The following is a 19,245-nucleotide window of genomic DNA, read 5'->3' as shown; positions in this document are numbered from 1 at the left end:
TATGCGTCTCAAACTTGTCACGGCAACGAGCTTGCTGGCACTTTGCCTTGTCACCACGGCCCAGGGTGTCGAGATCAATCAGGATGGCGCCAATGCGGTCAAGGACACGCTGACGAAGCTGCTTCCCGAGGATCTGGCCAAGAGCGGCCTGATCACCGTCAATCCGGCGGGGGCGCGATACGAGATCATTTACGATCTGGCGAAGCTGCTTGCCAAAGCCGATCCGGCGACATTCGCGATCAACGGGCTGACGCCGTTCTCGATGTTCGCCACGCCGCTCGATAGCGGGCTCTGGAACATCGAGGGTGACAACAACCTCAACGTTTCCGGCCATTTCAATGGCCCCGACCAGAAGCCGACGGATTTTTCCTACTCCATCGCTTCGCTTGTCTATACCGGCGTCTTCGACCCGGCGATCAGCTATCTGCGCTCCGGCACCTTCACCGGCAAGGACATCAAGGTCACCAGCAAGTCCGACACCGAGGAAGTCCATGCCAGCATCGCCGCGATCGACCAAAAGCTGAGTTCGACGGACAGCGCAGGCGGCAACGGGCGTATCGATTTTGCGGGCAGCGGCTCGATGTCGACTTTCGTCGAGCAGGTTTCCGGCCTGCAAATGCCGCCTGTCGAAATCCGTGCCGATTCGATCGATTTCGATGCGAAGGTGAACGGCCTGCCGGCCAAACAAATCCGCGAGATCGTCCTTTTCGTTCTCGACCATCTCGAGGAGAAGGAACTAGGCCCGGAGAATAGCGGCAAGATTAAGGGAATGCTGAAGGAAGCCTTCCCGATTCTTGCCTCGTTCAGCGAGACGATCGGGGTCAATAATCTGACCATCAGCAGCCAGATGGGCAATGGCGGCGTCAAGGCGTTCGGTTACAACCTGGCCATCGATGGGCCGAGCGACGCCATGCGTTTCGGCTTCGGCATCAATGCGCAGGACATCAGCCTCGACAGCCCGCTGATGCCGCCAAGCTATTCGCCTTTCATGCCGACCAGCTTCGAGCTGCAACTCGCCATGCCGAATCTGGATTTCGCCACCTTCGGCGAAGCCCTCATGGCGATGGATTTCAATGACAAGGCGCCGGAGACGAGCGGCGAGGAGATGAGCAAGAAGCTCTTCCGCGACGGCCGGCTCGCCGTCGAGTTTCCGAAGGTCAGCGCCAAATCCGACGTCTACGACCTCGATATGACCGGCAAGATCGAGGGGCGGGTCGACACCGAAAAGGACTATTCCATGGAGGCGACGATCCTTGCCCGTGATCTCGACAAGACGATTGCCGCGGTTCAGGAGCTTGCCAAGACGGATCCCGATCTCAACCAGGTCTCCTTCGGCATCATGATGGTGAAGGGTTTCGCGAAGACCGATGCAGATGGTCGTTCGCGCTGGGACATCAGCGTCGGCCGCGACGGCGCGATCGCCGTCAACGGCCAGGTGGTCAAGGGGCCGGATGGTCCGGATCAAAATCAAGATCAGGGGCTGGAGCCAGACCAGGAGCAGGAACCGGATCAGGGTCAGGACACGGTACCTGCGCCGCCGCAGCAGCCTTGAGCCTTATCAATTGGGATCAGAAATGAAAGGAAGCCGGCCTTGTGCCGGCTTTTTTGTGCCCAACGATCGCAACGGCGGTTTATTCTGGGCTTTCGTTGTCACCGAACGCGGCTCGGCGACAATCAACGGGCCAGCAATTCATGCGGCTTGGAGAAATGCCCGGTAATAGCTTGGTCCATCTGATGCAGAAATTGAAAGAGCCGGTCGAATGCCGGCTCTTTTTAATCGAACAGGCTAGAGACGGACTCTTCCTGAGCCGTTCGGCTGATGGCTTCGCCGATCAGAGGGGCCGTGGTCACGATGCGGATATTGTGCGCCGAGAGAACCGCCGTGGTCGGCTGGATCGAATCCGTGATGACGAGTTCGCGAAGCTTCGAGGAAGTGACGCGGGTGACTGCGCCGCCCGAGAGAACGCCGTGGGTGATATAGGCGGTGACACTGGATGCGCCCTTGGCCAACATCGCGTCGGCCGCGTTGCAGAGCGTGCCGCCGGAATCGACAATGTCGTCGATCAGCAGACAATCTTTGCCGGTGATGTCACCGATGATGTTCATGACTTCGGATTCACCCGGCCGCTCGCGACGCTTGTCGACGATGGCCAGAAGACAGTCCAGCCGCTTGGCCAGCGCGCGGGCGCGAACCACACCACCGACGTCAGGCGAGACGACCACGACGTTGCTGAGGTCATAATGGCTCTTGATGTCGCGCGTCAGCACGGGCATGGCGAAGAGATTGTCGGTCGGGATATCGAAGAAGCCCTGGATCTGCCCGGCATGGAGATCGAGCGTCATGACACGGTCGGCGCCGGCTTCGGTAATGAGGTTTGCAACCAGCTTGGCGGAGATCGGTGTGCGGCCTGAAGCACGACGGTCCTGACGGGCATAGCCGAAATAGGGTAGGACGGCGGTGATGCGGCGGGCCGATGAACGACGCATCGCGTCGATCATGATCAGCAGTTCCATCAGGTGGTCGTTGGCAGGAAAGGCGGTGGGCTGTACGAGGAAAACGTCCTCGCCGCGCACATTTTCCTGGATTTCCACGAAGATTTCCTGATCGGCAAACCTCCGGACACTGGCTTTCCCCAAGGGAACATTGAGATAGTTGCAGATCGCTTCGGCGAGTTGCCGGTTCGAATTGCCTGCGAAAACCTTCATTTTGGTCCGCCTGTTACGCGCTGATAGCCGCGCTTTTTAGTCAGCTTCCCCGTGAATGCAAGGGCAAAGGCGCCACAGGCTTCCATATTTGCAAAAAGTTTGTGACTAACCGCCCTTTGTCTGCCGCCAGGAGGAGAATTCCGCGATGGTTTTTGAGCCGATTTGCTGCATCACCGAGGCTGGAACACCCGCCCAGGGATCGGCCGCGGCCGTCGGCACGCTTTCCTGGCCCTGGATGCGGTGCAGGCGGGCGCCGCCGCTGTCGAGAACGTCCCAGACATAGACCACGGTAACCTTGCCGGCATCGCTGAAGGCGGAGAGATAGCCTTTGAGGATGTAATCGCTGCTCCCATCGGTCGAGCTCTTGATGGAAAGGCCATGCGAGCGCGCCTCGGCGCCGAGCTGGCGCGAGAGTGGTGTCACGGCCTGCACCGGCGCGCCGATGATCGGCAGGAAGCGTACGGTATTGCCGCGGGCGGTGGAGGAATTGGGGGGGAGAGCGGCGGTCTGCTGCGGCTGTTGCGCCTCGGCCGGCGGAGCCGGCTGTGCGGCAAGCTCACCACTGGCCGCCGACGGGGGCAGCGATTGTCCGTCGATCGGGGCAGAGGCGGCCGGTGAGGAGCCGCTTCTCGACAGGGCGTCTGCCTGTTCCTGCATCGTCGTCGGCGCCGTGCCGGTGCCGGGCCGATAGGCCCGCTGCGACTGATCATAGGCTGGATGGTAGCCGCCCTGCTGCGAGCTTCCCGAGAAACGCGGCTGGCGGGTGCCTGCCAAACTCTCGGCTTCGCTCTGCGTCACCGGGCTCGACGGGGCGTCCCCGGAGGAATTGCCGATATCGACCTGCGGCGTAAGCGCATCGGTCGTGTTGCAGGCTGTCAATAGAGCCATGACGAACAGGAGCGTGGGCACAATCGCAGCTCGCGTCATCCCTTGGTCCGTCCTTCCCGCAATCGCAATCAGCCCCACCCGAATTTATGCGGGTGGGGACGGTCGTCTGTCAATTCCGGATTCTCACCGGTCAGAGCCCGATGAAATCGAGCGGATGGCGGGATAGCGCGCGCGGCGCATCCGCTGTCGTCAGATAGGTCTGGCCGAGCGTCATCGCCGTGCCCGTATCTGAGTCGGCGATGATCATGTGCACGAAGAGCGACATGTTCGGCTCGATCGGCTGCGGATTGCCGACATGGAACATCTGATGCTCCATCCAGGAGGGCGAGAAGCGGGCGCCGAGCGAATAACCGCAGGCATTCAGCCGGTGGCGAGCCAGGCCGCGCTCGTCGATGATCCTGGCATGCATGTCGAAGACATCGCCAAAGGTCTGGCCGGGCTTCAGCACGGTTTCGATCGCCTCGATGGTTTCGCGGCAGGCGTTGTAAAGCTCGCGGTGGCGATGCGTCGGCTCGCCGATGACGATCGTGCGCATCATGGCGGCATGGTAATGCGCATAGGCGCCAGCCCATTCGAGCGTCAACTGGTCGTTGGCGTCGAGCTTGCGGCGGCCGGCCTTGTAGCGGCAGAGCAGCGCGTCGGCGCCGGAGCCGATGATAAACTCGTTGGCGGGATAGTCGCCGCCGCCGGAAAAGATCGCACCCTGCATGGCAGCGAGGATATCCGCCTCGTCGGCGCCGGGCTTTGTCAACCGGATCGCGGCATCGAGCGCATCGTCGGCGAGAGCGGCGGCGCGCTCGACATAGGCGACCTCCGTCGGGCTCTTGATCAGGCGCAGCCGGCTGACGAGGTAGGAGGCGTCGACGATCTGGCCGAAGGTGGTCAATTGCGCGTCGAGCAGCCGGGCGACGCGGCCGGTCATGCCGTGGGTATCATATTCGATGCCGATGCGGGCGCCGAGCAGGTCCATCTCAACCAGCAGGTTCTTCAGGTCGAGCGTCGGGTCGGCATTGACCCGGTCGACCCAGATATGGATGTCCTCGAGGATCGAGGTATGCCTGGCCTGGCGAAGATCAGCCGAGCGGGTGATCAGCGCCATGGTGCCGTCGCTCTTGACGACCAGCGTCTGGAAGAAGCAATAGCCGAAGGTGTCGTAGCCGGTCAGCCAGTACATGCTTTCCTGGGCGAAGAGCAGCAAGGCGTCGAGCTTTTCTTCCTTCATCTTCTCGGTGAGGCGCGCAAGCCGGCTTGCGAATTCGGCCTTTTCGAAATGCAGTGCCATTCTGCTCAAGTCTCCCTGATTGATATCGCGGAAATCTGGCGGCCGTAATCCGGCTCCTTGCGATGTGTCGTCCTGCGGTAGGAAAAGAAGCGCTCGTTGTCCGGATAAGTGCAGAGGCCGAGGCTTTCGGCACGCACGCCGGCTTTCGTCAGCCGGTCGACGGTCAGTGCCGGCAGGTCGAACATGGCGCGGCCAGGCGTTGTGGAAGGCACGAAAAAGCGCTCGTCGTCCGGGTTTTCGGCGACGAAACGCTCGACGAATTCGGGACCGACCTCATAGCTTGTCTGGCTGATCGAGGGGCCAAGGCAGGCGACGATGCTGGCGCGGTCAGCACCCAGCGCCTCCATGGCAGCGACGGTATTTTCGAGCACGCCCGTCAACGCGCCCTTCCAGCCGGCGTGGGCGGCACCGATGACGCGATTGTCCGGGTCGGCAAACAGGATGGGTCCGCAATCGGCGGCGAGCACGCCAAGCGCAATGCCAGGGGTGCGCGTTACCATCGCATCCGCGTCGGGGCGGGCGCCGTCGTAATCGGCGCCAATAGTCACGACATCGGGGGAATGGACCTGATGCACGGTTGCCAGCCGCTCGACCGGCAAGCCGAACCAGGCGGCGACGCGACGGCGGTTTTCCAAGACCTTGTCGCGTTCGTCGCCGGAGCCGAGGCCGACGTTAAGGCCACGATACAGCCCTTCGGAAACGCCGCCGGTCCGAGTGAAATAACCGTGCCGGATCGTGGCGCCCGCCGCTTCGTTCAGCAGCGCGCTTTCGATCGGTGCGGGAGAGGCCGCGTCCTGCATCTGTGATTCCGGGGTTTTCGAGGGGTTTGTTGTTATCCCAAGCGCATCGCATATGCGGCGCGCTTCAAGTTCTTGTTTCGGGCGGATGTTGAACCAGCCGCGTGCGCCCTGTCAATCCACCGGACGAAAGGGCATGAGATCGATGGCGGGATAAGAGACCGCCATCACCTTGAAGAGTTCGCCCATCCGGCCTTCACCGGCGCCGGCAAGCCTTTCGACCGCCGCCTGGATGACCTGCTGGGTGTGCGGCTCGCGATCACGGCCGAGAGCGGTTGCGCGCTCGAGGATGCCGAGGCCGGTCAGAAAATCACCTTGGTGCAGGGCGCCGTTCAGATAGAGGCCAGCCGCAAGCGCTGTTTCGGCGAGTTGCTGGAAGTCGACATGGCTCGTCAGATCGGCTTCGCCTGGATGCGCGAGCGGCGGGTCGAATTCATGCATGCGCACGGCCTGCAGCGTATCGCCGAAGCCGGTGACGAGATGGCCGTAGTCGATCGTAAGCGCCGTGCCGCCGAAGGCGCGCAGCCGCTCGCAGATCGCCATCATCACCGCCTGGCGGGCAGGCGAGATCTCGAAGAGGGTGCCGACCGGCACGCTCTGCACCGGTTCGGGAAGAAGCGCGGGATCGATGCCGGCGACGCCGGCGGCGAAAGTCAGCTCGCCATTGGCGTCGATGCCGACCATGCGCTCGCGAAAACCCGTCGGCATGCGAACGAACTGGCGGATCGGGATGGCGTCGAAGAGTTCGTTGGCGGCAATCAGCGTGAAGCCGGGCGGTACTTCGTCGAAGCCATTATGCCAAGTGATCTTCTCGCCGTGGGGTTCGAGCGTCTGGCTCTGGACGTCGCGCAGCCGCTCGCTGGTTTCGACGAGATGCACGGTCATGGCGTCGAAAAGCGGTGGAGCGATGCGGGAGATGACGCGCAACATGTCTGATATCATGGTGCCGCGGCCGGGGCCGATCTCGACGAGGCGGACGTCCGTCGGCGTGCCATGGCGCTGCCACGCATGGACGATGAAGACGCCGATCATTTCGCCGAAGATCTGGCTGACCTCGGGCGCGGTGACGAAATCACCGGAACGGCCGAAGGGCTCGCGGGTGCGGTAATAGCCGTGTTCGGGGTCCGCGAGGCAGAGCGAGAAATAATCGGTGACGCTGATCGGGCCGTTGGCCTGGATAATCGCCTTGATCTTTTCGCCTAGAGCGGTGGTCATGTCGCGTCCTGCCGTTTCAGAGCTGCAGCGCAGCCTGGCGGCGGGCCCGCAGCATCGCCCAAAGGCCAAGCAGGATCATCGGGGAGGAGAGCACCATGCCCATGGTCAGCCAGTTCGTGCCGAGGAGGTAACCGAGCTGGGCGTCAGGCTCGCGGAAGAATTCGACGAAGATGCGCGACAGCGCATAACCGCAAACGAAGACGCCTGTAATGAAGCCGGGGCTTTTCAGTGCGCGCATGCCAAAGACGAACGCGGCCAGCACCAGGAGCAGAACGATGCCTTCGAGGCCGGCTTCATAGAGCTGGCTTGGGTGGCGGGCGAAGGGACCGCCGGTCGGGAAGACCACGGCCCAGGGTACGTCGGTCAACCGGCCCCAGAGCTCGCCATTGATGAAATTGGCGATGCGGCCGAAGAAGAGGCCGAAGGGAACGACGGCGGCGACGATGTCGAACAGGCTCCAGATCGGGATGGCGTTGCGGCGGGCAAAGAGGATCATGGCGATCGTCGTGCCGGTCAGGCCGCCATGGAAGGACATGCCACCGTTCCAGATCTGGAGCGCACGGACGGGACTGCGCAGGACGGCGGGGAGATCATAAAAGAAAATATAGCCGAGACGACCGCCGAGGACGACGCCAAGCGCTGCCCAGACGATGAAATCGTCAAGCTGCGTCCTTGATATCGGCGAGACGTTGCCGGGCCAGAGACTTTCATTGGCGGCGAGGCGGCGCGCATAGGCCCAGCCGAGCAGGATGCCGGCGACATAGGCGAGACCATACCAATGAATCGCCAGCGGACCGATCGCAAAGGCGATCGGATCGATATCCGGGAAAGGCATGATGGCAAGGAGATCGGCTGCTGTCGGCAAGGTTTTCCACCTGTTGAGTTGGGCGGGAACATGCCGTTGCGATCCCGGACGGTCAAGTCCATTGTTCGTGATGGCCCGTTCTCAGCCGGTTCCGGCAGGCTTATCCCGTGCAAAGCGCTTGCATCGTCGGTGGCGAAGCCCTACCTCAATCCTCGAGGCCCCGAAGGGCTGAATTCACCTCATGCGAAGGGAGAAAAACGCCATGACGACCGGAACGAACCGCATCATGGACGAATTCGCCAAGCTGATGACCGATGCGGCCGGTGCCGCCCAGGGCGTCCGCAAGGAGATCGAGACCGCCTTCAACGCCCAGGCGGAGCGTTGGCTGAACAGCATGGACATCGTCAAGCGCGAGGAGTTCGAGGCCGTGCGCGAGATGGCGATCAAGGCACGCGACGAGAACGAGGCGCTTGCCGCCCGCATCGCAGCACTCGAGGCGAAGCTTGCCGGCGAGGGCGCTTAAGTCCCGATACGACACAGATGCGGCGTTGCCTTCATGCCACACGCCGCATCTTCCTTAAAAAAACCAGGTGAGTTTTCCACCTGTGGACACTGCCAAAAAAGCCAATTCGCAGAGTCGCTTATTCTCCCTTCTGAATTGAATTTCGAAGAGCCTTTCCACAGTGGCCGGTCCTATTTTCCGTTCAGGGGGCTGGCAGGGGACCAGGGGCGCTATACACTGATTTTAAATGATGATTCGAAGCGACGTGGTAAGCTCCGGGCAGGTTATCTGCGTTAAGTCTGGCAGCGGTTCAACGATCATCCGAGTGGTGGTTCCGGTATTTTGCGTGTGTCTTGCTTGTGTTCGTACACCAAGTTAGGTCGCATTCGTTCCGGTCAAGAAGGTGCTGCATGAACCTGATGGAATTGGAAGTCGAGCGTCAGTCGAACCCGGTCGATATGATCGAGTATGTTGCCTCCAACAACGACTGGTCGTTCGAACGGTCCGGCGAGGACGAGATCGCAATGACGGTCGAGGGCCGCTGGACGGACTACCACGTCTCCTTCTCCTGGATGGAGGAATTCGAGGCGCTGCATCTTGGCTGCGCCTTCGATATCAAAGTTCCCGACATCAGGGTCAACGAGGTGGTCAAGCTGCTCTCGGCGATCAACGGGCAGGTGCTGATGGGTCATTTCGACCTCTGGCGCCAGGAAGATGTCGTCATTTTCCGTCAATCGCTGCTGCTTGCCGGCGGCGCGGAGCCTACCAATCGCCAGGTGGAGGTGCTGCTTTCCAGCGCGCTCGACACCTGCGAAGCCTATTTTCAGGCATTCCAGTTCGTCGTCTGGTCCGGCATGGAAGCGACGAAGGCGATGGAAGCCGTGCTGTTTGAAACGGTTGGCGAGGCATAAGATGCCGACGGCCGCTTTCTCCTCGATACATCCCGTCGTTCTGATCGGTGCCGGAAACATGGGCGGGGCGATGCTCTCCGGCTGGCTGAAAAGCGGCGTTCCGGGCTCGGCCGTCATCGTTGTCGATCCCGGTCCGTCGCCTGCGATGCTTTCGACGATCAGCGAGGCTGGCGCGACCCATCTGACCGCGCTTCCCACGGATTTGAAGGCAAGCGTGCTTTTCCTCGCGGTCAAGCCGCAGGTGATGGAGGCGGTGCTACCGGCGGTGAAGAGTGCCGTCGGGCCGGAGACGGTCGTCGTCTCGGTCGCGGCCGGCAAGACGCTCGGTTTCCTCGAGAGACATTTCGGCAAGGCCGCCATGGTGCGTGCCATGCCGAACACGCCGGCCATGGTCGGGCGCGGTGTGACCGGCGCTTTTGCCAATTCGGGGGTCAGCGATGCGCAACGCGAACGCGTCCATTCCCTACTGCGCGTCTCCGGCCCGGTCGAATGGGTGCCGGCGGAAGCCGATATCGATGCCGTGACGGCGCTTTCGGGCAGCGGTCCGGCTTATGTATTCTATCTCGTCGAATGTATGGCGGAGGCAGGCCGTAAACTCGGCCTGCAGGCGGACCTCGCCATGCGTCTTGCGCGGGAAACAGTCGCGGGGGCTGGTGAACTCATGCACCAGTCCCCCGACGACGCTTCGCGGCTGCGGGAGAATGTGACCTCTCCCGGCGGCACGACGGCGGCGGCGCTCGCCGTGCTGATGGCCGAAGACGGCATGCAGCCCTTGTTCGACGCAGCCCTTGCGGCGGCGCGCAAGCGGGCCGAGGAACTGGCCGGCTGACGGAGACCATATGGCAGAAGAGATCACCTACCTCGATTTCGAGCGTGTCGATATTCGTGTCGGCACGATCATCGAGGCCGGTCCCTTTCCGGAGGCACGCAAGCCGGCGTTTAAACTCCTGATCGATTTCGGTCCTGAGATCGGCACGAAAAAATCCTCAGCGCAGATCACCGTGCATTATACGCCGGAAAGCCTGATCGGCCGGCAGGTGCTCGGCGTCGTCAACTTCCCGCCGCGCCAGATCGGGCCATTCCGCTCGGAAGTGCTGACGCTGGGTTTCGAGGACGAGAACGGCGCGATCGTGCTTGCTGCGGTCGAACAGCCGGTGCCGAACGGCCGAAAGATGATGTGAGCGTGAGCTCGCATCAGATACTCCGAGGTTTGATCTCCTGCAGGAATGGATTGCTTCGCCGCTCGTCGCCGATGCGGCTGCCGGGGCCGTGGCCGCAGATGAAGCCGACGTCGTCGCCGAGCGGCAATACCTTGTCGCGGATCGAATCGAGAAGCTGCTGATGATCGCCGCCGGGCAGGTCGGTGCGGCCGATCGAGCCGTTGAAAAGCACATCGCCGAGATGAGCGAAATTCTGCGCGCGGTTGAAATAGATGACGTGGCCGGGGGCATGGCCGGGCGTGTGATGGACCTCGAATTCATGGGCGCCGAAAGAAATCTTATCGCCGTCTTTCAGCCAGCGGTCGGGCACGACGTTACGCAATCCTGACATGCCGTATTTTTCAGCCTGGGTTTCGATCCGCTGCAGCAGCGGCAGGTCGTCCTGATGTGGGCCGATCACGTCGATGCCGAGAGCTTCCTTCAATTCACTGGCGCCGCCGGCATGGTCGAGATGGCCGTGTGTCAGCCAGATTTCCTTGATGGTCAGGCCGTTCTGGGCAATCGCCTGCAGGATGAGTGGCACGTCGCCGCCGGGATCGACGACGACGCCTTCCTTGGTGTCGGGATCGAAGAAGATCGTGCAGTTTTGCTGGAAGGGTGTCACCGGAATGATGCCGGCCTGGAGCATGCCCATAAGTGCCTCGCTTGGTGTCTCTGCTGCTTCGGTATAGTCCGAAACCGCGGCAAGGACAGCCGGAATCTTGTGACATTGGCGGTGTGCCTCACGGTAAAAAGACGGACCGCAACAAGAATTTATGCCCTCTTCGCCATCGTCGCAGGGCGAGAAAATCGAGCTTTTCTCAATTCTTCCAAACGTTTGCATGAAATCTCCCGCAAGTAGTGTTTCGCTGGGCGGCGCGCATGGGAACATCGTGGAAGCCCGCGCGTTGTCAGCCCATCGAAACCAAGGAGACGCTCACATGACCTTGAAGAGAAACATACTGTTGGCTGGAGCCGTGCTCCTGGCGAGCGGCGGTCTTGCGCAGGCGGAGATGATGGCGACGACGGTCAACGATCTCAACGTCCGTGCTGGCCCCGGCCCACAATATCCCTCGGTCGGTCTTGCCACCCGCGGTTCCACCGCAGTGCTCGACGGTTGTATCGAAGGCAGCCGCTGGTGCCGTGTCGACGTCAACGGCATGCGCGGCTGGGTCTATGCCGATTATCTGCAGGTCGATCACGGCGGCAGCTCTGTTATCGTCGAGCAGCACCGCGCCGAGATCGGCGTTCCCAGCGTGACTTACGAGTCGACCGCGAGTGTCGTTCCGGTCGATCCGCAGCCGGCGCCGGGCGACGAGTTGCTCGGCCCCGTCGGGTCGGTCGAGACTATCACCCCGCCGGAGACGGTGCGCACCTATATCGACACCAATCCGGGTGAGACGGTGCAGCTTGGCGGCGATGTCGTCGTCGGCGCAGAGGTGCCTGCTGACGTCACCTTCCAGACGATTCCCGACTACGAATACCGTTATACGAGGATCAACGATCGGCCGGTGCTGGTCGATCCCGGTACACGCCGGATCGTCTACGTCTATCAATGACGTGATCGATAGAAACTGAGGTCGAGGCGGACGTTGGGCCGCCTCGTTCCGGGGCGCTTCTCGCTGCCTTAATCCCGCATCGGTTGATTTTTCTTAACGCTTTCCTCCAAAATATGATAAAATACTAATATGCCGAAGGTCGGCATGGATCGGCGATCGGGGAGATCGCCAGAGGAGGAAATCATGGAAGCGCTACTTCCGCTCATCACACAATTGATTGCCGGTGCAATCGGCGGCAACGCCGCGAGCGCCGCTTTGAAGCAGCAGGCGATCAATGTCGTCGCTCGGACGATCGCCGGTGCGATCGGCGGCGTCGCCGGCGGTATGCTGCTCAGCATGGTCGGTGGAGAAGCGGCTATGACCGGCCTGATCGCCGACGGCATCGGCGGCCTGATCGGCGGCGGCATCCTCTCGACGCTCGCCGGACTGGTCATGGCACGGGCGCATAGATAAACGGCCCGACAGGTGTGTGCCTACAGTGCTGCGCGTCTTTTCAGACGCGCAGAGGACGCTGTAGCACTTTGAATTGCTGCATAATTTTAGCCTTAAATAGATTCCGATTTAAGGAATTATGCAGTGGCCAGACCGATTGCGTGAGGACTTTATTCGGCGGCGATTGCCGCCGGATAGACTTCCTTCATGTAGTCGTTCATCGAGCATCATCGCATCGGCTTAGCCCCTGGCTTCGGCGGCGTGCTTGGAAATGGTGCAGATCATTTAGAGACCGGCAGCCTTGGAGGCGCAGGGCGCGGTCTTCGGATCGGGACGGCGGCATTCGGCGATATCGAGACGGATGCCCTTCAGCTTTTCGGTCGGGTTTGAAATAGCTGCCCCATTGCCAGATGGCGATGGCGACATTGATGCGGTTGACCTGCGCCCCCGTCCAGCTGATCCAAAGGAATCGAAGCCATCCCCAAAATCCTCCGGCGCTTCAAGCGCCATGCCTGTTGATTGTTGTCCCCATTACGTTTTATCCACAGACGCAAGGGGAAATCGCGTATTGCGTCGGAGTGCCGGGCGGGCCTTGGTTTCCAGGGAAGTGCCAGGGAAATGAGAGACCGTGCGGGGCTCCTTCAGAGTTCGCGGAAGCTGACAGCGACGCAAATTTATATCAATAAAGCTGGCATATCTTCGCGAAAGTTTCCCGCAGCGCGCGGAAAAGAAAGGAAATGCCGAGTGTCACGACAGACCGGCCCGAAAGCAGGCAAGCCGGAGCCGCTGGCCACGCCGATGGAAGATACTGATATCATCGATTTCGAGATCATCGAGCTGTTCTTCTTCGCCTATCGCGACTTCGTTTCCGATCCTGACGCTATCCTTGAAAAGAGCGGCTTCGGCCGGGCGCATCACCGCGTCGTGCATTTCGTCAACCGCAATCCCGGCATGACGGTGGCCGATCTTCTCGATACGCTGAAGATCACCAAGCAGAGCCTTGCAAGGGTGCTGAAACAGCTGATCGATTCAGGCTATATTCGCCAGGTGGCAGGTCCCGAGGACCGGCGGCAACGCAAGCTTTATCCAACGAAATCGGGACGAGAGCTGGCGCTTGCCCTTGCTGAGCCGCAATCGCGCCGCATTGAGCGGGCATTCGAAGGGGCTTCTGCGGAGGTGCGGGAGGGCGTAAAAGCTTTCCTCAGCGGAATGCGGGACAGACAGAGGGCGGATTGAATGGCGGTCAAGACAGGTATTTCCGACGATGCGGCGCACTTGCTGGTGGTCGATGACGACTCCCGCATCCGCGCGCTGCTCAATCGTTATCTCGCCGAGAACGGCTTCCGCGTTACCGTCGCCGCCGACGGCGCCGAGGCGCAGCGCAAGCTTGCGGGTCTCGATTTCGACCTCATCATCATGGACGTGATGATGCCTGGCGAATCCGGCATCGACGTCACCCGCGGACTTCGCGCCATCAAGAACGTGCCGATCATCATGCTGACGGCGTTGGCAGAATCGGGCAACCGCATCGAGGGCCTTGAGGCAGGCGCCGACGACTATCTTTCCAAGCCCTTCGACCCGCGCGAACTGGTGCTGCGCATCAACAACATCCTGCGTCGCAACGCCGGCGGCGAGGGACCGAAGATCGAACAGGTGATGTTCGGCCCCTACACCTTCTCGCTGACCCGCAAGGAACTGAAGAAAGCCAGTGAGGTGATCCGGCTCACCGACCGCGAGCAGGAGATCATGCTGCTCTTTGCGCGCCGTGCCGGCGACACGATCCCGCGCCATGAACTGATCGGCAACGATACCGAAGTCGGCGAGCGGACGATCGACGTGCAGATCAATCGGCTACGGCGTAAGATCGAGGATGATCCCGCCAATCCGGTCTGGCTGCAGACCGTGCGCGGTATCGGATACAGGCTGAGCATCGACTAAACTCAAGGTTCGGGACCGGCGCTGATGGTGACGATCGACAGTTTGCGGCGGGAAGACCGCACTTCTGCGCCGGGCTGGCGTTCGATCGTCCGCTGGCTGCGCCGGCGGCTGCCGACCGGACTTTACGCACGCTCGCTGCTGATCATCATCATTCCGATGGTGCTCTTGCAATCCGTCGTCGCCGCCGTCTTCATGGAGCGCCACTGGCAAATGGTAACGGAGCGGCTGTCGCTTGCGGTCACCCGTGACATCGCCGCGATCATCGAGATCATCGAGACCTATCCGCAGAATTCGGACTATAGCGAAATCATCCGCATCGCTCGCGACCAGCTCAGCCTGCAGATCTCGATCGAGCCGGATGGCGACCTGCCGCCGCCGCGCGTCAAACCGTTCTTCTCGATCCTCGATGGCATCCTCAGTGACGAGATCACCGACGAGATCCATCGGCCTTTCTGGATCGACACGGTCGGCAACTCGAACCTCGTCGAGATCCGCATCAAACTCGACAACAAGATCCTGCGGGTGCTGACCAAGCGCAGCCAGACCTATGCCTCGAACACGCATATCTTTATCGTCTGGATGGTCGGCACCTCGCTGGTGCTGATCGGCATCTCTATCCTCTTCCTGCGCGGGCAGATCCGGCCGATCCTCACCTTGGCGCGCGCCGCCGAAAGCTTCGGCAAGGGGCAGAAGCCCGATAATTTCTATCCGCGCGGGGCTGACGAGGTCAGGCGCGCCGGTCTTGCCTTCATCCTAATGCGCGAGCGAATCGAACGGCAGATCGAGCAGCGTACCGCGATGCTCTCCGGCGTCAGCCATGATTTGCGCACCATCCTCACCCGCTTCAAGCTGCAGCTGGCACTGGCCGGCGACAATCCCGACCTGCATGGCCTCAACGATGACGTCAACGACATGCAGACCATGCTGGAGGCCTACATGGCCTTTGCACGCGGCGAGGTCGAAGAGGGTGTCGGCGAGCTGAAACTCAGCGAGATCTTCGCAAAGCTGGAATCCGATTTCGCCCTGTACGGTAAAAAATTCAGCTATTCGATCGAAGGCGATGACGATATTTCCGTCAGACCGAACGCCTTCATGCGTCTCGTCACTAACCTTGCCTCGAACGCGCGCCGGTATGCCGATAGTCTCGACATTGAGGCCAAGCACAATGCCAAATGGCTGACCGTCATCTTCGACGATGACGGGCCCGGCATTCCCGAAAAGAACCGTGAGGACGTGTTCAAGCCGTTCTTCCGGCTGGATACGGCGCGCAACCTCGATGCATCAGGGACCGGGCTCGGCCTTGCGATCGCCCGCGACATTGCCCGCAGCCACGGCGGCAACGTCACGCTCAGTGACAGCCCGCTCGGTGGGCTGAGGGCAACGATCCGCATCCCGGCTTAGGCAGGGGCTGCGCCAAATCGGCGGCATATCAGGTGGACCGCAGCGATACATTGAGCGACATGAGCAACTGTCTTTTCGCGGCCTCGAACGATGCCGATGCCCGATCACGCTTTCTCGGCAGGTCAATGCCGATCTCCTCGAGAATGCGACCGGGCCATGGTCGCATCACGATAATTCGGTCGGCGAGGACAAGCGCCTCGTCAATATCATGCGTCACCAGCACGAGCGTTGGGCGCGTTTCGGCCCATATGTCGAGCAGGTGATCCTGCAGATCGGCGCGCGTGAAGGCATCGAGGGCCGAAAAGGGCTCATCCAGCAGCAGCACTTCCGGTCGGGTAATCAGCGCGCGGGCGATTGCTACTCTCTGGGCTTGGCCACCTGACAACTCCTTCGGCCACCGTCCGCCCAATTTCCCGAGGCCTACCTTTTCCAATGCAGCCTCTATCTGCTGCCTGCGATTATCGCCTTCGAGTTCGGCGAGGCCGAAGCCAACATTGTTTGCGACACTTAGCCATGGAAACAGGCGCGGCTCCTGAAAGATTAGATTGATCAGCGGATGCGGCTTGGTAACCTTTTCGCCGTTCAGCTCGACTGTTCCTTGCGTGGGAATGTCGAGGCCGCTGATCAAGCGCAGCAACGTGCTCTTGCCGCAGCCGGATCCGCCGATGACGGCGACGATTTCTCCCGGAGCCAGCCTGAGCGAGAAACCCTCCAGAGCACGAACCCCATTTGCATAGGTTTTTTCCAAATTTCGCAGCGTCAGCATCAACTCATCCCTCACGCCTGTAACTGTCCTGCCAGGTCAGGAAAGGTGTCGTCGCCGCAAGCAGCAGACTGTCCGTCAACTTGCCGACGACCGCGAAGGCGATGATGGCAGCCATGATCTGGTCCGGCTTGCCCATTTGCTGGCCATCGACGAGAAGATAGCCGAGGCCCTCCGAAGCGCCCATGAATTCCGCTGCGACGACGAACATCCAACCGAGACCGAGGCCGGATCGCAAGGCAGTCACATAGGCCGGGAAGACCGCAGGCAGCATGACCCGCCGCACCAGCGTGAAGCCGGAAAGCCTGAAGATGCGCCCGACCTCGACAATCTTGCGATCAACCGAGAGGATTGCGCCCGAGATGCCGAGATAGACCGGAAAAAAGACTCCCACGGCGATCAAGGCCACTTTCGATGTCTCGAAGATCCCGAACCAGAGAATGAAGAGCGGTACCCAGGCGATTGACGGAATGGAGCGGAGCGCCTGAAGCGATGGATCGATCAGTCGACGGGCGAGCCCAAAATATCCAGTTATAGCGCCGGCGATCGTGGCCGTGACGGCGCCGATCGCAAATCCGAAAAACACCCGTACCATGGTGATGCCGATATGATTGAGCAGTTCACCAGACTTCAAGAGCACCCATAGCGTCGCGGCGACCCTGGATGGCGGTGGCATGAGACGGCCTGAGAACCAGCCGGCCGCAATGGCAATCTCCCAGAACAAGAGCCCGAGCGCCGGTAGCAGAACAGCCACTGCCACCTTGTTGCTCACTCCATAAAAGATAGACGCCGCGACCAAGCGCAGCGTCCTCGTTTCCGTCTTGATACCGGTTTCGGTCAAGTCCGTCATCGCGATGATCTATGCTCAGTTATTGGGTTTTCCCGACCGCAAAACGATCGTCGATCAGCTCGTTCGTGACTTTGGGAATGTCGACGTCTGCTGGCAGGACACCGGCGCTTTGCAGGGCGATGCCCGCTTTCGAGATCGTATCGCGCTGCAGATCGCCGATCGTCGATTGCGATATGTCCGTCCGCTCCAGCTGCTTGGCGATCACGTCGTCCGGCAGCTTTGCCGCTTCCACCAGTGCCGCCTTGAGTGCCGCAGGATCGGCGAGCGCCTCCGCCCGTGCCTGCTCATAGACGGCGATGACGCGCTTGATGATATCGGGATGGTCCGCGGCAAAGGTCTCGGTCGTATTGAGCACGCCCCAGCTGTTGTTTTCCGGCTTGCGATAGAAGAGCTTTGCCTTGTCGTCCACTTCGGCGGCCGCCATCAGCGGATCGAGCCCGGCCCACGCATCGACATCGCCGCGCAGAAGCACCAGCTTGCCATCGGCATGCTGCAGCAGGACCAGCTTCACGTCCGATTGTTTCAGGCCGGCATCGGCCAGGGCACGGACGAGAAAGACATGCGGATCGGTGCCGCGGGTCACCGCGATCGTCTTGCCCTTCAGATCCTGAACGGTGGAAATCGGACTGTCGGCGCGGGTGACCAGAGCCGTCCATTCGGGGCGCGAATACACATAGATGGATTTGATCGGATTGCCGTTGACCCGCGCGATCAGTGCCGCCGCACCCGCCGTCGAGCCGAAATCGATCGATCCGGCGTTCAGGAATTCCAGCGCCTTGTTCGAGCCGGCGGACTGCACCCAGCGAATGCTGATATTGTCCTTGGCGAATTCCTTTTCGAGCAGGCCTTCCTTTTTCAGAAGAACGCTGACGGGATTATACGTCGCCCAGTCGATCCTGATTTCCGAAAGATCGGCAGCCTCAGCCGATGACAGCCCCAGTCCCAAGGCAACCGCGGCACCGATTATCGCCGAACGAAACACGCCCATAACTTATTCCTCTCCCTACGATTGCCATCGATACGTTCTACGGGCACTGGTGACGGGCGAGAAACTTATGACTTCTATTTCTATGGAATTTGTAGAAATATTTTTCCTCGGCCGCGGGGACGCGTGGTGCGGTGCGCAATGTCGAGAAAGCGTAACCGCCCGATTGGCACCGCCTGCCGCCTAGCGCCCTGATGGCCTAAGACACGTGTTTAACGACGTCGTTAGCGACGTGTCTTAGGCGAGGATTGCGATGCGCGTTGAAATTCTTGGGCAGGAACGTCGACGGCGGTGGCGCGAAGACGACAAGCTTGCGATTGTCATGTCGGTTGGGGTTTCTGGAGCCACGATCACAGAGATTGCTCATCGTCATGATGTAACGCGGCAGCAGATATACGCCTGGCGTAGCGAGCTCAAGAAGAAGGGGCTGCTCCCGGTGTCTTCGAATGCATTGTTCATTCCCGTCGATCTGAATGCCGTGCAGAACGATGCCCCTGAATTGAGGGAGAGCTGCTCCGGGATGATTGAGCTACGATTGATCTGCGGCCGCACGCTTCGTTTCGAGAGTTCTATGGCTCCCGATGTCCTGACGCAGATTATCCGGGCAGTGGAAGCAGCATGATTGGGCCTGGGACCGGCGTTCGGGTGTATCTTGCGTGCGGGATCACGGACATGCGCAAGGGAGTAGAAGGCCTTGCCGCGCTTGCGCAGGATGTTTTGCGTCAGAAGCCGACTGGCGGCGCGGTCTTCGCCTTTCGCGGCAAGCGTGGCGATCGTTTGAAGCTGCTGTATTTTGATGGCCAGGGCTTCTGCCTGTATTACAAGATCTTGCAGAAGGGGCGGTTTCCTTGGCCTTCGGCATCCGACGGGACTGCCCGGCTGACGTCGGCCCAACTGGCGATGTTGTGGGAAGGGATCGATTGGCGTCGACCTGATTGGGGTGCGCCACCGGCCCGTGTCGGGTGATTTTATCCCACTGAAACCACTGGTTTTTATGGAAATTTATCCTGGC

The 19,245-nt window shown here is 60.9% G+C and carries 22 protein-coding genes and 1 pseudogene; 12 read left to right on the top strand and 11 right to left on the bottom strand.

The genetic code is table 11. The features are described from left to right. Position 1: 1 nt before the first annotated feature. On the top strand, positions 2–1,552 hold the full coding sequence (locus tag AC245Y_RS15760; RefSeq protein ID WP_026157438.1) for a hypothetical protein: 1,551 nt from the start codon (positions 2–4) through the stop codon (positions 1,550–1,552). Between the two features lie 221 nt (positions 1,553–1,773). On the opposite strand, the gene AC245Y_RS15755 is transcribed toward AC245Y_RS15760, so the two are convergent. From AC245Y_RS15755 to lgt, 6 genes are all read right to left on the bottom strand, one after another. Further along, positions 1,774–2,706, bottom strand: a complete 933-nt coding sequence (locus AC245Y_RS15755) for a ribose-phosphate pyrophosphokinase (RefSeq protein WP_011652946.1) — start codon at positions 2,704–2,706, stop codon at positions 1,774–1,776. Positions 2,707–2,811: 105 nt separating this feature from the next. Beyond that, positions 2,812–3,633 carry a hypothetical protein gene (locus AC245Y_RS15750; RefSeq protein ID WP_017994813.1) on the bottom strand — a complete coding sequence of 274 codons (822 nt, stop codon included), beginning with the start codon at positions 3,631–3,633 and terminating at the stop codon, positions 2,812–2,814. 91 nt (positions 3,634–3,724) lie between these two features. Beyond that, positions 3,725–4,876 carry a M24 family metallopeptidase gene (locus AC245Y_RS15745; protein WP_017994812.1) on the bottom strand — a complete coding sequence of 384 codons (1,152 nt, stop codon included), beginning with the start codon at positions 4,874–4,876 and terminating at the stop codon, positions 3,725–3,727. A gap of 5 nt (positions 4,877–4,881) precedes the next feature. After that, a complete protein-coding gene (gene pgeF, locus AC245Y_RS15740; protein WP_012758440.1) occupies positions 4,882–5,676 on the bottom strand; it encodes a peptidoglycan editing factor PgeF in 795 nt (264 codons plus the stop codon). Between the two features lie 111 nt (positions 5,677–5,787). Continuing rightward, entirely contained in the window at positions 5,788–6,888 is a 1,101-nt protein-coding gene (locus AC245Y_RS15735; RefSeq protein ID WP_017994811.1) for a class I SAM-dependent methyltransferase, read from the bottom strand. A gap of 16 nt (positions 6,889–6,904) precedes the next feature. Then, a complete protein-coding gene (gene lgt / locus AC245Y_RS15730; RefSeq protein WP_017994810.1) occupies positions 6,905–7,753 on the bottom strand; it encodes a prolipoprotein diacylglyceryl transferase in 849 nt (282 codons plus the stop codon). Positions 7,754–7,955: 202 nt separating this feature from the next. Between lgt and AC245Y_RS15725 the strand changes: the two genes are divergently transcribed. From AC245Y_RS15725 to AC245Y_RS15710, 4 genes are all read left to right on the top strand, one after another. Next, positions 7,956–8,216, top strand: a complete 261-nt coding sequence (locus AC245Y_RS15725; RefSeq protein ID WP_003541711.1) for an accessory factor UbiK family protein — start codon at positions 7,956–7,958, stop codon at positions 8,214–8,216. Positions 8,217–8,605: 389 nt separating this feature from the next. Next, positions 8,606–9,106: a type III secretion system chaperone family protein gene (locus AC245Y_RS15720; RefSeq protein WP_003541709.1), complete on the top strand. Its 501-nt coding sequence runs from the start codon at positions 8,606–8,608 to the stop codon at positions 9,104–9,106. A gap of 1 nt (position 9,107) precedes the next feature. Further along, positions 9,108–9,935, top strand: coding sequence for a pyrroline-5-carboxylate reductase (gene proC, locus AC245Y_RS15715; protein WP_017994808.1), 828 nt, complete (start codon positions 9,108–9,110; stop codon positions 9,933–9,935). Between the two features lie 10 nt (positions 9,936–9,945). Next, positions 9,946–10,287 (top strand): tRNA-binding protein, encoded by a 342-nt coding sequence (locus AC245Y_RS15710; protein WP_012758435.1) that lies wholly within the window; start codon positions 9,946–9,948, stop codon positions 10,285–10,287. A 13-nt stretch (positions 10,288–10,300) separates the two neighbouring features. On the opposite strand, the gene AC245Y_RS15705 is transcribed toward AC245Y_RS15710, so the two are convergent. Then, positions 10,301–10,960, bottom strand: coding sequence for an MBL fold metallo-hydrolase (locus tag AC245Y_RS15705; protein WP_012758434.1), 660 nt, complete (start codon positions 10,958–10,960; stop codon positions 10,301–10,303). Between the two features lie 286 nt (positions 10,961–11,246). On the opposite strand from AC245Y_RS15705, the gene AC245Y_RS15700 reads away from it, so the two are divergent. Further along, positions 11,247–11,864, top strand: coding sequence for a DUF1236 domain-containing protein (locus AC245Y_RS15700; RefSeq protein ID WP_026157437.1), 618 nt, complete (start codon positions 11,247–11,249; stop codon positions 11,862–11,864). 183 nt (positions 11,865–12,047) lie between these two features. Then, entirely contained in the window at positions 12,048–12,317 is a 270-nt protein-coding gene (locus AC245Y_RS15695) for a hypothetical protein (RefSeq protein WP_003541697.1), read from the top strand. Positions 12,318–12,539: 222 nt separating this feature from the next. Here AC245Y_RS15695 and AC245Y_RS15690 read toward each other — a convergent pair. Then, positions 12,540–12,756 (bottom strand): annotated as a pseudogene (locus AC245Y_RS15690) (branched-chain amino acid aminotransferase); the annotation flags it as partial. Between the two features lie 284 nt (positions 12,757–13,040). Here AC245Y_RS15690 and AC245Y_RS15685 point away from each other — a divergent pair. Genes AC245Y_RS15685 through AC245Y_RS15675 form a run of 3 tightly spaced genes read left to right on the top strand, consistent with a single transcriptional unit; the run spans position 13,041 to position 15,635 of the window. Continuing rightward, entirely contained in the window at positions 13,041–13,532 is a 492-nt protein-coding gene (locus AC245Y_RS15685) for a MarR family winged helix-turn-helix transcriptional regulator (RefSeq protein ID WP_012758431.1), read from the top strand. Further along, positions 13,533–14,234, top strand: coding sequence for a response regulator (locus AC245Y_RS15680; protein WP_003581129.1), 702 nt, complete (start codon positions 13,533–13,535; stop codon positions 14,232–14,234). Between the two features lie 24 nt (positions 14,235–14,258). After that, positions 14,259–15,635, top strand: coding sequence for an ATP-binding protein (locus AC245Y_RS15675; protein ID WP_017994806.1), 1,377 nt, complete (start codon positions 14,259–14,261; stop codon positions 15,633–15,635). A gap of 28 nt (positions 15,636–15,663) precedes the next feature. Here the strand turns inward: AC245Y_RS15675 and AC245Y_RS15670 are convergent, their stop codons facing one another. From AC245Y_RS15670 to AC245Y_RS15660, 3 genes are read right to left on the bottom strand one after another with little or no spacing between them, the layout of a single operon-like run. Further along, positions 15,664–16,401 (bottom strand): ABC transporter ATP-binding protein, encoded by a 738-nt coding sequence (locus AC245Y_RS15670; protein WP_017994805.1) that lies wholly within the window; start codon positions 16,399–16,401, stop codon positions 15,664–15,666. 4 nt (positions 16,402–16,405) lie between these two features. Next, positions 16,406–17,248 carry an ABC transporter permease gene (locus AC245Y_RS15665; protein ID WP_017994804.1) on the bottom strand — a complete coding sequence of 281 codons (843 nt, stop codon included), beginning with the start codon at positions 17,246–17,248 and terminating at the stop codon, positions 16,406–16,408. A 19-nt stretch (positions 17,249–17,267) separates the two neighbouring features. Further along, entirely contained in the window at positions 17,268–18,236 is a 969-nt protein-coding gene (locus AC245Y_RS15660) for an aliphatic sulfonate ABC transporter substrate-binding protein (RefSeq protein ID WP_017994803.1), read from the bottom strand. Positions 18,237–18,486: 250 nt separating this feature from the next. Here AC245Y_RS15660 and tnpA point away from each other — a divergent pair, with 250 nt between their 5' ends. Together tnpA and tnpB are read left to right on the top strand one after the other, a co-directional pair. Beyond that, complete coding sequence (tnpA, locus tag AC245Y_RS15655) at positions 18,487–18,855, top strand: IS66-like element accessory protein TnpA (RefSeq protein ID WP_003557134.1); 369 nt, start codon at positions 18,487–18,489, stop codon at positions 18,853–18,855. A 50-nt stretch (positions 18,856–18,905) separates the two neighbouring features. Continuing rightward, on the top strand, positions 18,906–19,199 hold the full coding sequence (gene tnpB / locus AC245Y_RS15650) for an IS66 family insertion sequence element accessory protein TnpB (protein WP_130665924.1): 294 nt from the start codon (positions 18,906–18,908) through the stop codon (positions 19,197–19,199). The last annotated feature ends 46 nt before the right edge of the window (positions 19,200–19,245 follow it).

This window comes from Rhizobium sp. SRDI943 (assembly GCF_057653695.1).
The sequence above is the reverse complement of the archived record's forward strand: the minus strand, read 5'-3'. Positions and strand labels throughout refer to the sequence as shown.